The sequence below is a fragment of the Vibrio owensii genome, assembly GCF_002021755.1.
Taxonomy (GTDB): domain Bacteria; phylum Pseudomonadota; class Gammaproteobacteria; order Enterobacterales; family Vibrionaceae; genus Vibrio; species Vibrio owensii.
The window spans coordinates 277,590-292,373 of record NZ_CP019959.1 but is presented as its reverse complement, the minus strand read 5'-3'; the positions used below and the strand labels follow the sequence as shown (position 1 = coordinate 292,373).

Below are 14,784 nucleotides of genomic sequence, written 5' to 3'. Positions count from 1 at the left end.
TCTTTTTTATGCAGTTATCTCTTTCTCATTAAGTGGTATCAAAACCCCAAGAGCCACCATGGTAGCGCCGCCAATTACGGTGAACAATATTCGCTGCGAAAAGATCAATTCAGCCATTTCCGGATTAAAAGGGCTCACCGATACAGTAAGAATAAGCAGCATGATGCAAGCTGTGGCAATGGTGTAGTTGTGTTCGAGATACACAAGGATGCCGTATAACGAAGCGATGACCAAAACCCACATGGTTATTGTCATTGCCATGTGGGAGTTGAACGAGCCCAATAGCAATCCCACAGGCAAATAAACTAATGCGCCAAGCAAGGTTCCGTTCAAACGTTGCCAAGCTTTCGGTGCTAAATCTTTGCTGAACGGGCTGTGGATCATCATAAATAGGTATGCACCTAAAACGGCTCCTGTGCCACCCCATATACCTAACGAGAGCACCAAGCCAATCCCTAGCGCTTTGCGACTGGAGTACTTGAGATCAACGCGATCTATTTTATGTGTGGTGTTCGTCGAGCCATTCTGGGCGTTGGCGTTTTTCCAAACCAGCGTACTAGCAATGATCGCCACAGTGATGCCAAGCACAACCGATACTGAACGTTGAAGCATAAGTTCTGTGGCTGGGATATCTACCGGCATCATCATCGATAACAACATAAACGTCAGCGGCAGAATGTACTTTGGTACTCCTTGGTGGTGTTTATCGCGCTCTGTTATGACGAGCAAGAAGGCAAACAGCGCACTAGTAAAAGGTGCATAAGTGATAGGTACCATGGAAAGTGGTACCGCAACTAATGTCATGACCAAAGGATGGAGGCTACCTAGTAGGGTGTCTTTTGTCGTACTGAATTTGAGATTGTATAGGTAGTGGATGATTCCCACTTCCACCGCCACAAAAGCTTCTCCGACATCATAAAAATACGCGCTGATGATAAGCAGCACGATAGAAAGCAAAAACATGCGGTTGCCTAGCACAAGGTAGGGCTTTGGTGGAATGAATTTTTGAGCGAGTGAATCGAGCATGGCGTATTTCCCATCCTTCAGTGAATAACAATATGAAAGGTATGAGATTACCAATTTGATGAAATATTCATTGCCAGTTTGCGACAATAGTGATGAAAGCTTGAGCAGCATAAAATGCCCAAGCTTAATGTGACTACGGGGCCTTTTTGTCGCGAGATTCGAAGAAATAGGTCACAAATACCATGTAAGCAACGACCAACACTAACTGCCATATTCGAACGTAGAACTTATCGTCTAGCGCCCCGCTGCTCATGGAGGTGCCCATTAACACCATAAAACCCGTAAATGCAGTGGCGTAGACTGGGGATTTGGCGGGCTCGGTGTAAATCTTGGTCCCAAGTAACGTAATAACCACCAACATCACGAGCATGTAGATATACATATTTGGCACCAAAGAAATGGTAACGAAAGCGGCGAAAGCGAGTAGTCCTCCTAACACATTACTGATAACAAAAAACAATGATGTCTTGCCCGCTTTGTCGCTGGTTGCCATCAGAGAAAGCAGCATGACAAACGCAACCGTGAGCAATATTTGTGACAGTTGGAAATAGAAATAAAAACAAACTAAGGGAAACGACATCATCCACGCTCGAATCGCGGCATTCCAACGTACTTCTTGAGTTAGAGGGGAAGGGGGAAAGCCTTCAAACTCAGTTGCATCTTCTTCAGGTAAGTAAATATGCGACACCCCGTAAAGCGCTACAGCGACGATACCAGAAAACGCAAAACCGATGCCTACGTCTAACGCGGCTTGCTTGTCGATGATGGTAACCGATGGAATCAAAATCAGGGCAATCATCAAGAAGGTGGCAAACATTACCCATTTCGGATCGGTAAATAGGTAATAGCTCCACAGCATGCCCAATGACAGTACCGCCAGAAAACCTATTTTGTACTCTGGTAAGCCGCTCGATACCAAAAAGCCAATGACCGCGGTGGAGATCAACGCATAGCCAAGTTGTTTGACATGCAAAATATGAAATTGCGGTTTATCGACGATGAATTTTGCCGTCAAAAGAGGCGTACAAAATGCCAAAGGCCAGTTAAACCATAATGCGATAAAAGTAGCCAAACCTACAGTGACAACATAGCGCAGTATTCGACGTTCTTGTGCTTGAGTCAGACTATCTAACATAAGAGAACACGCTCACTAAATTGATCCAAACCTTACCCAGAAAGTTAAATAGAGCGTTGCTCTCTGTGTAGATCACCACATCTGCTTGTCCACCGATGCGCATGAAGTCAGCCGCATGTTTATCATCGAGCTTAATGGTCACGGGCATACGTTGTGTATCGCGCAGCCAACCATTTTGATTTTTCACGGTGGCTAAGGTGCCTGGCTGATTATTCGCGCCCCATGCAACCCCTAAATCTACTGAAGATACTGTGCCAGAGAAGGTTTGTCCGGGAGCATAATCGAGTGCAATTTCAACTTTATCTCCGGCGTTAATGTTGCCCATGCTGTTTTCGCGGAAGAAGGCTTCAAGCCATAAACCGTCGCTTTCGACAAACGTCATCAAAGGAGAACCTGCTGTGGCATAAGCCCCTTGAGACAAATTAAAATTGGTCACAGCGCCATCAGAAGGTGCTCGCATTGTCGTGCGTGATAAATTCAGTTGCGCTTGTTGCAGTTCTAGTAAAGCCGATTGGATCTGAGCGTTCTCTTCACCTGCCGCTCCCACGTGAGCTTTTGCTTTTTCTAGGTTCGCTTTGGCGTTAACGACATCGGCATTCGCTTTATCAATGGCCGCGCGAGTAGTGTCTGCATCTGATTTTGAAACCACGCCTTTTTCCGCCATGGCTAAAACTCGCTGCCCTTGGCGTTTAGCATTTTCTTGTGCGACGATCGCGGTGGTCAATTGAGCTTGTGCCGACATCACACCTGCCATTTGCGAGCCAACATTCTGTCCTGCGATTTTGAGCTTTGCTTCTGCTTGCTTGACCGCAATCTGGTGATCGGTGGTATTAATTTGCAGTAGCACATCGCCTTTTTTGACTTCGGTATTTGGCTTAATGCTGACGCTGTCAACTTGACCAGAGACTTGTGGGATCAATGAGACGACATTGCCTTCCACGCGGACATTATCGGTCGTCGGAATGATGCGATCTGCCACAATCGCTGTACCAATGGACACCATAGTGAGTGCCAATAATGCATTGGTTGTGCGCTTGACCTTATTAACAGGTTGCGGCGTCTGGCTTACTTGGTTTTCTGCTGCTGTCTCTGACATATTCACACTCACTGATGGTAGAAGAGAACGGTCAGAGTTTATGAATGACGCAACATAAGGCGCGAATTAAACTGAGACCGATTGGCTTGAGTGTGAAAATACAGTGTGTGAGTAACTAAAAATTGCCATTACACGACATTTGCTAATTTGAATAATCGCTTGGTTGAGCAGAGGAGCGTAGATGCTCAGGCGAGATAAGGGTGGGGCAGATATAAAAAGAGCCTCTCTTTGGAGAAGCTCTTCAGTGTGGACTAAGTAACCGGGCAATTGGATTGGTTCGTCTCTTAGTTACTGTACATTTTTTCAAAGTTCTTTGGGTTCCAGCCAATCATGACTCGATCACCAATCTTCAGTACAGGCACAGAACGAGCACCTAGAGCATCGAGCTCTTTGCGACCGCGTTGCATCTTAGCGTTGCACAGACGGTAGTTAATATTTTTCGAATCAAGATAACGTTGAGCATCTTTGCAGTGCGGGCATTTGTCTTTGACGTAAAGAACGACACGTTTCATCCAATTTCTCTCCATTATCGTCGGGAGGCGAAGTTTAGCGAGGTTTCAAGGGAAAGAAAAGCTTGGTGAACGACTAAGTAAAGTAGGATTAACGGGAGGAAGAGCTTAGACATCAGAGAGATTGAGGATAAAAAAATCCCCTCCGTAGGGAGGGGGAATAATAAAGCATTATGTAGTTCAAGACTAAAGACGAGCACCATGAAAGTGCTACGAGAGAGATAGTATGTAAGTTTATAGGCATGTTATATAGCACTTCATATTAATTTGTATAAAGAATGCATACTGTGTTTAATAATGTCATAAATGAAAAATGCTATTTTATTTTTCCTTGATAAAAATGAGATTAAATAGCCTACAATTCACTAGTTTAGAAGTTTTATTAGCATGAATGTAAAACATAAAACAAGAAAGCTATTCTAGCTAAAATATTCATTATGAAATTATCAATCAACCAAAGGATATGATGTTTAATGAATCAAAACTAGCGATAAGACCATGCCGAAAGATAAGATAACCCGCGCGGAGCAGTTTATTATTAAAGCAAAAGAGAAATATGGAGATTTATACGATTACTCAAAAGTCGATTACCTCAACCAAAACACCTATGTGCAGATCATTTGTCTTGTACATGGCTCTTTCTACACATCCCCTAAAAACTTCCTAGCTGCCAACAAAAAAGTAGGGTGTCCCGTTTGCAACCGTCAAAGCCGACAGAGCAAATTGAGTCAAAAACAGGTTCCTAAAGCCGCGTCAACAAAAGGATGTAACACCAACAACTTCAATGTGTGTGGGAGTGCCAGTAAGCATAAACACTTACTGTGTGAAGTGTTTCGATAACAAGCTATTCCAAAACAATCACCAGTCTACCCAGTAGATCGAACGACTTGTCTCTATCTTCTATCTATCTCTACTGAACTTCAGAACATCATCCGATTGTGCATTGGGTGATGTCCAACGCTCTCTGATTTTAACCACTTAGTCGTCACCCTCTGACTCAGCAGAATCTTGTTAACTCGCAAAATTTCTGTCCTTTTTGATGCTAAATAAAAAGAAGGTTCTTCCTATTGTTTCTGCAATCGATTTTATTTTTTTTGATAGAGCATGACGTTGTCATATATATGGGGCGAATATAGAAAATAAGTAATAATCACTTTGCCATAGGCAGTTATTTATATTGATTGTTTGAAATGCTCAATAAATTACTTCGAGTGATTTGCAAAATACACACATCTGGTCACGGCGGAGTGAGGAAACATATCCAACTGATTCAGATTAACTTACTTACATTGTGTATTTATATTTCCTAAGGAAGACAAAAATGAACAACTTCAAAAAAGCAGCACTAACTTCTCTAGTTTTGGCAGGTATGGCTATGGGTAGTGCACAAGCGGCAGATCCAACTGCAGTGGTTGTATGGACAGGTAAAGTTCCTGCAATCAACGCAGGTGACACACTACTTATTACTGGTCTTGGTGGTGATTTGAGCCCTGTAACAGGTACTCTTGCTCCAAATGTTGACGGTACATTCGTATCTCCAGCTCTTCTACTTGAATCACACACTAACGATGGTACTGCAGAAGCGCCTGTAGTTGGTGCTCTAAAAGCTGCGACTTGGACTCTAAAAGCAGCTGAAATCGCATACGCGGGCTCTCCACAACTTGACCAAGTTGCTGAAGTTAAGATTAACGGTGAAGTCGTTGCTTTAAACGCGGCACTAACTGGTACTACTGACTCAATTGGCGTGACTATCTCTCAAACCGCAGTACTTGCAGCAGACGTTAGTGGTCAAGATGTTCAAGCGTCAGTAACGCTACTTGCATCGGCAATCTAATAAGCCTTCTCTATAAGGTTTTATAGTTAGGGCTTGCGTCAGGCAAGCCCTATTAATTTAAGCTAGTGAATCGATATGAAAAAAACAACAGTAATGTTACTTGGATTTATGTTCATTAGCATGAATGTGAGTGCTTTAGAAAAAACACTAAGAGTAACAACAAACATAGATATTAGTAACCTTTATACCGATGCGATTACCAAGGTCGAATTCGAGCCTGCGTCATTACAACTTGATATTCAAGACGATAGATCAGGGTTCAAGAACGAAGTTACAACGATGAAAGTATCAACCGATATACCAATGAATACTTCGAGCGTCGGGTATACCTCTGAACTATTAAGAAATACAACAAGTTGTACTGATTATTTTGGCGAGGTGAATCCCCAAGAGAATTTTACCTCTGTCTATTTTGATGGCGATTTGATTGCGATAGGTGAGAAGGCTTTGTTGGAAGACTTTAAGACTGATGATGGTACTTATAAATATAGCGAACACAGTATCGAATTAAAATTTATCCCTTTTTCTGAAGCCATATCAACAGGTCCTTTGAAAGAATGCAGTGGTGAAGTCGAGTTTAGAGTTGGAGTAGATATATGAACAACAAATTTAAGTATGCAAGCATTTCTTTCGCTATAGCATGCCAACTTTACTCAAATAATATTTTTGCTGCAGGTGTTCCTGATGGCTTTGAAGATCATTTCAAGTTACAAGAGACGTTTGTTAAATTCCGAAACCTCGATGGCTCTTTTTCTGAGCCTGTACCTGTGTTGAGCTCATTTCAAACATTAAAAATTGATGAAAATAATCAAGACTCTTTAGATAAGATCGAAAAGTACCTCAACGATAACAATATTAAAGCCGATTATCACCAGCAAATCATCTCAGTCTTAATTCAAGGAATAGAAGATAAGTCACAGTGCATTGGCAAAATTGAAAACTGTGAGATTTTCCCGGAAACCTTCGAAATTGTTCAAAACTATAACGACCAAGAAGTGTATTTGTTTGTTTCTCCGAGCATTCTCGAACTCTATAATTCAAACAAAAACCGCAGATATCATGAGCCCAAAAGTAATAGCAATGGTCTGATCAATTCTTTCGATTTGTATGTTAGTACCTATCATGAAAGGGATTCAGTTGTATCACTCAATGATGAAGTGACACTTGGTCTCCCTTATGGTTATTTAAGAAGCGATTTCAATTTAACCAATAGTGAAAATGGCTCAGAGCTGTACGAAGCGGCATATCATTTGGACGTGGACGCCTACGCTTTCAAAGCAGGACATTTTGAGTATGACCCAACCGTAAACTCCACAGATTACTTAAACAATACTGCTCGTTTGTCACAAAATTCGGTGACTTTTGCCACTTCAGAAAAGCTCTTAGTAGGCGGCAAGAACAGCAATAAAGTGTTGAGTTTCTATGTTCCTTCGAGTGGTCTTGTACAAGTCTTTCGTGGTGAGCGAATAATCTATCAAGCGAATGTGCCAGAAGGCCAAAATTCAATCTCTTACAGTGAATTACCATCCGGACGATATGAGGCAAGAGTTGAAGTTTCTAATAATGGACAAGTGGTAAACACACAGACATTCCAAGTCTACAACAGTACAAATGACACGCTTACTGAAGGAAGTGTGGACTACGCCCTCAGTGCAGGTTTGTTCGCGGAAAGCTACTACGACTATGAAGAGAGTGGTGTCACAGACGTTAAAGACGATGCCTATGGTCGAGGGCTTATCAACTACCAAGTATTGCCATCACTCCAATTAGGGGCTGGGGCTCTGGTTACGGATACTGGAAACATGTATAGCCTAGGGGCTAACTACTATCTGCTTAACACCGGGATGGTATTGGAAGGTGTTCACAGTCAGTTTGATGACGCAGCGCACAGTAACGTCAACCTCGGTTTGCCTTGGTTTAATGTGTCATACGAATCGTTAGATAACGACAAAGGTGACCCAGTTGCCTCACATATGTATGGCTATATTGATTACTCTCGGTGGTCGGTCAACTCGAGTTATAACTTTGGGCAAGGCCGCTCCATTTACGCGATCTATACCCGCAGTGATGAGACATTACTCAATAATCAGATCGGTGGCGGAGGTCTTGAGCGAGAAACCAACCTTGTTTCTGTTGGTTACAGTGCGCCGGCAATTTTAGATTCTCGTTTGAACCTAAACTTTGACTACTCCGACGTCGATGAGAGCAAGAACATTAGCGTACTGTGGACTATTCCTCTCTCAGACTCAATGGACGCTATCGCGAGTATTTCGTCTGATACTGACACGCTAAACCAATTACGAACGTCAGTAAGAAAAAGCAACTTATTAGACTCTGATTCAGTGAATACGGCTTTAGAGGTTGGCAACACTTATAACCGTGACATCGAAGATATGTATCAAGACGCTACGTTGAGTGCTGATGGCTACAACGATTATGCACGAATGAACGCATTGGCTTATGTCTCTTCGCAAGACAGCACTCGCGGTATTAACGCTGGCTTATCGAGTACACAGATTGTCACGACGGAAGGCGTTCATATAACCAAAGATCGTTCGGAAGCTTATACCTTGGTCAATATCCAAGATATTCGCAACACCGAAAATGATGAAGAGATAATAGAAAAAGGTTATCTAACGCTCGCTCGAGATGGCAAAACCAACAGTAAGTTTATTGTATATGACGATGACCAAATTGTTCCTTTGCGAAGTTACCATGAATACGATGCTAACTTTGATTCCCAAAGTGTCAATTTGTACAACTCAGGTGAAAGTAAGAAAAAAGTCTACACCCACCCGGGTACGGTTTCTTACCTATCTCCTAAGATCAGTCGCGTCGTTTCATTTGTAAGTGCGTTCAACAACATTTCTGATGAACCTATTACTGACGTCCAATGTGAGGGCATAGGATGTTTGGAAGTCAATGAACTGGCTGATGGTGTTTATCGAGTAACGGTTCTGGAAGGGTTGGATTTTGAACTGACCTCGGAACAAAACGAATGCTTACTACCTTATGAGTTTACATCAACGACTCAATTGAACTTTGGACAGAATTACTGCTTGCCAATTGCAGACGGTAATGAAGTTCAACAGATTGAGATTGATGAAGAGTTGTTTAGTGCCATTTTTCTAGGTTCCTATGAGGAGTCTGAACAATTAAATGATTCAGTTAAGAAGCTTAAGTCATTGGGATATCGAGTTATTCAAAAAGACATCGGCTCTTTGAAGGCCGTTTATATTGCCCATAAAGCGCCGAATATGGCCGATATGTTAGCAAGCCATGAAAAAGAAATTGAAACGATCAAACTATTAGCAAAGCGTTTGTATAAAACTAATTCAATCAGTTACCCAGTTGCGAAAGTAAATTAAGGCATGTCATGAAATTAAAGAATATTACCTTACCATTGTTGAGTTTAGCTTTTACTGTTTTTTCTGTTCCATCACAAGCATTCAAGGTGGATAAAATGGTGATTGTTGGTGACGAAAGAGGTAATGGAATAATTACCCTGAGTAACGATCAAGATGTTCCACTGTTTATTAATACGGAAATCGATGAAGTTAATATTAATAATGGGGTGGATATTGATAAGGTCAATTACTCGAGAGACAACTTAGAAGATTGGAAGATCTCGTTAACTTATCAAAAGTTGGTGCTTAAACCTGGTGAAACGAAAGACATCGGTATTCGAAGCCTTTGTCACAATACAACTTGTGATAACTCAAAGGACTTAATGTTTATGTTGTCGTTCATTCCAAGTAAATATCAAGAAGGTGAAAGACAAACTTCTGGTGTTGATATCAACTATGGTTTCGCACCCGTTTATATCATTCCGACGACTGCTCCTCAGCTTAATTATGAAATCTTAAACAAAGGGGAAACGTTAGAAGTTAAGAACGACAGTAATACGATGATCAATATCTTCATAGATAGTTGTGACTCTCAAGTGACTGCTCAGTGTCGACAAAAGCTCACCGTTTTAGCTGGTCGCGAGAAAACCTTTAACTTGTTGGATACCATTCAGCGCGATGCGTTAAATATCATAGTCAACTCTCACGATGGTAGCTATTCCAAAGCTGAAATCATTAGACGGAGTAATTAAAAATGCACAAGGTGTTTCATCATTTCATAGCAACGAGTGCGTTGTTACTGTCTAGTTATTCTCATGGCGCTTTTTACGTCAATGCTGAAGTGAAATCGGATGGTATAAAATGGGACAACGTCACTTATGGTAAAGGCGATAACAAGGTGCCAAGTAAATGGGGAGTACCACCCGCTTTGCGCTCAGTGCTTTCTTGGTCTGCCGGCTCTTTCCCCGTTGTCCCGCAAAGTTCGATTACCTTGAGAGGGGGGCTGAATGTAGAAACCACAGATAGCATTCCTATCACGATTACAGGTATTCAGTACAACACGACAGGTATTAACTTGACTGAGAGTACGAATTCGATTGGCGGCGGGTGTACGCGAGATGAAGTAGCATTGCCACTCATTACGCTAGAGAGCACAGGTGCTGGATGTATTTCCTCAACGAAACTGTCTCCTGCGACACCTACATCGCCGTTTCTCTTGTTTCGTCCGATGTTTCAAATCGATGATATGGCGATCGTAAACGCCTTATATGGCAAGTCTGAAGGCAGTTATTCAGCATCAGCACCAATCATGATTCGCTATTACTACGAAAACACCAGTGGCATTTCGACATTCCGAAACATAAACGATGTGATCATTTTTAACTTCGATTACGACCCTGTAGAAATCACAGGTCTGGAAGTCAGAAGCGGGGACGGCATCATGACGCCAAACTACAACAGTACTGATCGTCGTGTGACTTCTGAAACTAATTACCGACTTGAGGCTATAGGCTTTTTCCATGATGGCATTGTGTTAACCATGCCGTCGCAAGACTACCAGATGGTGAACAGTACTTCTCCCGACGTCACCATTCCTTATAGCGTTGTGTGCAATGAATGCAGTGCGACCAAATTGGTTGATGATGGTGTTTTGCTTGAACAAGTCACGACGATTGGCGAGGGGAGTGGTATTCAAAAAAGCATTACTTTCAATCTGAAGTTCGATTACGACGTTGATGGTGAAACCTTAGTGTCCGGCGATTACGCCGATACAGTAACGATTATGGTAGGGCCGGGTATATAAGATGAAACAGTATTATTTATTAGCGTTAATGGCATCTGCGGCTCCCATATCTAACGCGCAAACCGTGGAGGTTGCCACGCCATATTATGTCAAAGGTGGACTAAACGCCTCTGTTTTAGATGACAGAAAAAAAGATGGTGAAGGGTTCGGTTTTGAAGCGATGGCAGGCTTCACCTATAAAAATGATATTTTTCTTGAGGCCGGATACCAAAACTTCGACTGGCGACGAGATGATGGTCTTGAACTTGATGCACTCTCGATTAAAGCGAATTGGCTGATGCCAGTCAGTGATTTTGCTTCGATTTACGCAGGTCCTGGCTTTGCATTTATTGAAAGCGAAGTAAGCCCATCAGCACAGCTGGGAATTCAATATCAATTATCAACCAATTGGTATGCGGATGTGAGTTATCAAGGTGTCTTCAATATTGATGAACTGGATGATGATCTTTATTCATTCAATTTTTCATTCTTATATCGTTTCTCTGAGGCACAGCCTGTGGTGTATGAGCCAGTTAGTCCGCCTGAAGAACCTATCATAGAGGAGCCTATCGAAGTTGTACCAGAACAGAAAGAGTGCCGCTTAGAAAGTTATCCTTACCAATTGGTTAAAGGAGATTACTTATTGAAAATCGCGCGTATTAATAACTTAACGCTGCGGGACATCGTGGAACTCAACCCTCAATTAAATGGGCGAAACTTGGATCTTGTTTATCCGGGAGAAGTCATTAACTACCCAAGAGCTGTTTGTGAATAAAGACAAAAGGCACTGTAACCACAGTGCTTTTTTTAACCCTATTTAACACCTCAGTCTTATTCTCAACGGCTAGCTAAACCTTGATAACAAAAGCATTGCGCTCGAAGCAAACTCTATTGGCACTTGAATAGGCAACGATGAAAAAGTGCCCTATGTCTCTATGGCTGAAATATTTACCATAGCAAAATTCAATAAATGATAGGAAAGATGTCTATGCACCATAACCTTTACAAAAGGAAGTTCCCATACGCCGTGGTAGCGATGGCTATTGCCCTTGCCGGCTGTAATGGCGAAGGTGACAATGCAAAAGATACTGGTTCACCAGAAAGTACCGTACCAGCGACAATCGTTGCTCAAAACGCGACTTTTATTACTCAGCATGATGCGAACTACAAAGTGGATCTGTCAGATAAAGTCTCGGTAAGCGACGGCAAGAGCTTTAGACTTGTTGAGGTAACTTCACTAACGCAAGATGCAGAATGTTACCCACTTGAGCAAACTGAACAAGCGTTTACTATTGCGGCAGACACTTCGAAATCTTGTACATATGAATATAAAGTAGAAGTTGTTGATGCCCCTAGTACTGCTCAGGCAAGCATGAGCTCTGTCTTTGCTGCCAGTGCGGATTCGACTCCGACTGATATCGCAATAACGCGCGTAGCAGTGACGAGCGCAGAAGCGACCGCGACCTCGGAAGTTGAATGGCCAGCGATCAGTGCTGTTACCTTTGTTGAAACAGAGGTAACGGTGGATATTAAAGACGAACTACTTTTTCAAGCGGCTATCAGCGTTCCTTCCGGTTTTAAGCTGAGTGAAGAAATTTCTTTACCTTATGCGTTTCCTGGCGCACCAATTACTGCGACAGTGAACTCGCTCAGAAACACCATTACTTACACGCCGTTCTTTGGCTTTGAGGGTATTGAACGTATCTTGTTCAGTTATATCAACGAATCAACAGGCGAGGTTTATCTCGGCACGTTAGATATCGCTGTTGCTTTTGATCCAAACCTGGGGCTTCAAGTTGAAAAGGGTGGCACTGTAGACAAAGTCAAAGTTGGAGAAAAGACGACGATTGATATCGCTCCCTTTGTGACTTCATTGGATGATGACCGATTCCAGTTGATACATGTCGATTCCTTTAATGCTGCCACTGCACCTCTAAACCCTGGCTTTTTAGGAAATACACAACTTACGTTTGAAACATCTGTCGTAGGTTATCATTATGTGTCTTTTGCAGTATCAGACAACAATGGTGCCTATGGATACGGTTTGGTCGAAGTTCCAGTGTATGACCCGAATAAAGCAGCTCAATGGAGTGGTATCCATAGTCAAGCGCAGTTCTTCACAGCGCCACTGACGACTTCAGAAGCACTGATGGAACAGATTGAGTACAGCGGCTCCTTCGTTGATGGCACATTTACACCTGAGTTATCTCTCGCTCTATTTAACTCAAGCAGTTCGCAAAGTTTTTGTACGAGTAATGCTTCTGGCCGCCTACCAACGTCTACAGAACTTAACGTCTTAAGTGCTGAAGATGTAGAAACATCGAATAACTGGCCTGTGTCACAGCAGTACATTGCGAATGATGCTGGTGTGTTCAAGACGGTAGATATGAAAACGGGCCTAGCGTCAGATTATGTCGATGGCAATTACCTTGTGACTTGTGTTCAGGATGAGCCGACACCTTTTTAATTTGGCTTAACTTAAAACAGAAACTAAAAGAGGGCATCATAAAGATGCCCTTTTTGCATTTACGGGTTAGGTCAGAAATCATGGATTAGAGGTGAAATGGAGTACGAGTTTAAACAGCAGTGTTGGACTCAATGCTGATTCCCCTCAAATGTCTGACTCTTGTTAGAAGGTGACTTTGATTTTGGTTTGACGGTAGTACATCGCAACGTTCAAGCTATAGCCATGGCGCTGGATCGTTGAGATTTCCCAGAAATCCCCGACGAGATGCAGTTTTTTGCGTAAAGACATGATGGTCATTGGTAAAGAATTACTACCGACGTAGCTATCTGGCCAGCCGATTCGAAAAAGGTGTTCTTTGGAGAGATGTTTTCCGCAGTTGGAAGCAAGCTCTTTAAGCACTAAAAATTCACTGCGGGTCAAGGTTAGGCTAAATGGTTCCGTTTTCTTTTTATGACGTTTTTCTATTACGAGTGCGAGAGAACCAGCATGGAACTCGATATTGATCGGCATAGTAGTGACTAAAAGTTAAGAAATAACTCCAATCATCTATCTAAATACGGCCTCAGTTAAGGGCTGTTTTAATTTGCTGTACTCTGAAAGTGCTTATAGGCTTGTTCTAAAAGTAGGAAAGCGAATAACAGCCACTCAAGACGATTGAAGTGGCTGTTTTCAAATTCACATGTCAAAACTTACTATTTTTTGATCTTCATTTCTTTTTTCTGCATTGGACTGAGTTTCAATTTTGAACTCCGATTTGCATTTCTCATCGAGAGATTCAAAGTCGATCTGATTGCTGATTGGACGAGAAGAGCAGTCGAGACTAGGCACAACGCCGAACCACTTTACTGTCACATTTGCAGCTGAAGCACTGAAGGAAATAAAAGCCAAAACACTGAACATTGAAATAACAAAATAACGCATAGTAGGCACCTTTAGTTGTTAGGTTGGTTGGTATGCCTATTAGTATGCTGCTCATTTCCGAATTTTGTAAAATAAAAAGTTATAAATGCCATAGTGAGAGTTTGGCCATATTTTAGCTATAAAGTACATCGTCAACAAAAACGATTGCTTATTTCGGTGTGGGTTATTTATATCATTGTTTTTATTGGATATTTATTGCTACTTTCTTATGTTGTTGAATGTCAGGTTTGTGTCAGGTCATTAGCATCTTAGCTATGTGCTACATACAAATGCTATATGAAACATCGGTCAAATTAGGCACTGTACGCGCATTTGCACTTGTAAAGTAAGGTGAATTGCATTGATCAAATATCGAATAGATGAAGCGTTGTTTCAGAAAAGCACTGGTGCGGAGTTTACATCGAATAAAGGAATTCATTTTAGAAGACTGGCAGTCAGTGGATTAAAAGCACTCCACGCAGATGTAGTAGAACAAAGCTACAGCAATAAGACTTTAGCTCACCGATTAAAAGGTATTGTGTCTGCTTGTGGGCTCAATGATGTGGCCTCTGTATGTCAAAAACTTGAATTATATGATGGTGTACTTAATGAAAAGCGCACAAGAACAATAATCTCTGATATGGCACTGAACTCGATTTGTTCTTTAAGTATTTAATGGAACAGCCC

15 protein-coding genes are annotated in these 14,784 nt (G+C 42.0%); 9 read left to right on the top strand and 6 right to left on the bottom strand.

Annotated features, from left to right (window positions below; translation table 11 throughout):
• Positions 1 to 6 precede the first annotated feature (6 nt).
• The 4 genes from A9237_RS01265 to A9237_RS01250 all read right to left on the bottom strand — a co-directional run bounded on the left by A9237_RS01265 (position 7) and on the right by A9237_RS01250 (position 3,769).
• Positions 7 to 1,026, bottom strand: a complete 1,020-nt coding sequence (locus A9237_RS01265; protein WP_078607302.1) for an FUSC family protein — start codon at positions 1,024 to 1,026, stop codon at positions 7 to 9.
• Between the two features lie 133 nt (positions 1,027 to 1,159).
• The gene (locus A9237_RS01260) at positions 1,160 to 2,161 is read right to left on the bottom strand and encodes a DUF2955 domain-containing protein (protein ID WP_078607300.1); all 1,002 of its coding nucleotides are present in this window, start codon (positions 2,159 to 2,161) and stop codon (positions 1,160 to 1,162) included.
• The gene (locus A9237_RS01255; RefSeq protein ID WP_078607298.1) at positions 2,151 to 3,257 is read right to left on the bottom strand and encodes an HlyD family secretion protein; all 1,107 of its coding nucleotides are present in this window, start codon (positions 3,255 to 3,257) and stop codon (positions 2,151 to 2,153) included. Before A9237_RS01255 ends, A9237_RS01260 begins: the two co-directional genes overlap by 11 nt.
• Positions 3,258 to 3,541: 284 nt before the next feature.
• Entirely contained in the window at positions 3,542 to 3,769 is a 228-nt protein-coding gene (locus A9237_RS01250; RefSeq protein ID WP_005439862.1) for a glutaredoxin family protein, read from the bottom strand.
• Between the two features lie 495 nt (positions 3,770 to 4,264).
• Between A9237_RS01250 and A9237_RS01245 the strand changes: the two genes are divergently transcribed.
• The 8 genes from A9237_RS01245 (at position 4,265) to A9237_RS01210 (ending at position 13,197) form a co-directional block, all read left to right on the top strand.
• Positions 4,265 to 4,606, top strand: a complete 342-nt coding sequence (locus A9237_RS01245; RefSeq protein WP_078607296.1) for a hypothetical protein — start codon at positions 4,265 to 4,267, stop codon at positions 4,604 to 4,606.
• Between the two features lie 481 nt (positions 4,607 to 5,087).
• Positions 5,088 to 5,600 (top strand): hypothetical protein, encoded by a 513-nt coding sequence (locus A9237_RS01240; RefSeq protein WP_038873267.1) that lies wholly within the window; start codon positions 5,088 to 5,090, stop codon positions 5,598 to 5,600.
• A gap of 75 nt (positions 5,601 to 5,675) precedes the next feature.
• A complete protein-coding gene (locus tag A9237_RS01235; RefSeq protein WP_041055579.1) occupies positions 5,676 to 6,200 on the top strand; it encodes a hypothetical protein in 525 nt (174 codons plus the stop codon).
• On the top strand, positions 6,197 to 8,968 hold the full coding sequence (locus tag A9237_RS01230) for a TcfC E-set like domain-containing protein (protein ID WP_078607294.1): 2,772 nt from the start codon (positions 6,197 to 6,199) through the stop codon (positions 8,966 to 8,968). Before A9237_RS01235 ends, A9237_RS01230 begins: the two co-directional genes overlap by 4 nt.
• Before the next feature lie 8 nt (positions 8,969 to 8,976).
• Positions 8,977 to 9,699 carry a hypothetical protein gene (locus A9237_RS01225; RefSeq protein WP_078607292.1) on the top strand — a complete coding sequence of 241 codons (723 nt, stop codon included), beginning with the start codon at positions 8,977 to 8,979 and terminating at the stop codon, positions 9,697 to 9,699.
• Between the two features lie 2 nt (positions 9,700 to 9,701).
• The gene (locus tag A9237_RS01220) at positions 9,702 to 10,751 is read left to right on the top strand and encodes a hypothetical protein (protein ID WP_078607290.1); all 1,050 of its coding nucleotides are present in this window, start codon (positions 9,702 to 9,704) and stop codon (positions 10,749 to 10,751) included.
• 1 nt (position 10,752) lies between these two features.
• Complete coding sequence (locus A9237_RS01215; RefSeq protein WP_078607288.1) at positions 10,753 to 11,505, top strand: outer membrane beta-barrel protein; 753 nt, start codon at positions 10,753 to 10,755, stop codon at positions 11,503 to 11,505.
• Between the two features lie 213 nt (positions 11,506 to 11,718).
• Positions 11,719 to 13,197 carry a hypothetical protein gene (locus A9237_RS01210; protein ID WP_078607286.1) on the top strand — a complete coding sequence of 493 codons (1,479 nt, stop codon included), beginning with the start codon at positions 11,719 to 11,721 and terminating at the stop codon, positions 13,195 to 13,197.
• Positions 13,198 to 13,359: 162 nt separating this feature from the next.
• Here the strand turns inward: A9237_RS01210 and A9237_RS01205 are convergent, their stop codons facing one another.
• Together A9237_RS01205 and A9237_RS01200 are read right to left on the bottom strand one after the other, a co-directional pair.
• Positions 13,360 to 13,707, bottom strand: coding sequence for a winged helix-turn-helix domain-containing protein (locus A9237_RS01205; RefSeq protein WP_078607284.1), 348 nt, complete (start codon positions 13,705 to 13,707; stop codon positions 13,360 to 13,362).
• A gap of 165 nt (positions 13,708 to 13,872) precedes the next feature.
• A complete protein-coding gene (locus A9237_RS01200; RefSeq protein ID WP_078607282.1) occupies positions 13,873 to 14,118 on the bottom strand; it encodes a hypothetical protein in 246 nt (81 codons plus the stop codon).
• 340 nt (positions 14,119 to 14,458) lie between these two features.
• Here A9237_RS01200 and A9237_RS01195 point away from each other — a divergent pair, with 340 nt between their 5' ends.
• Complete coding sequence (locus A9237_RS01195; RefSeq protein WP_050541003.1) at positions 14,459 to 14,773, top strand: Hpt domain-containing protein; 315 nt, start codon at positions 14,459 to 14,461, stop codon at positions 14,771 to 14,773.
• The last annotated feature ends 11 nt before the right edge of the window (positions 14,774 to 14,784 follow it).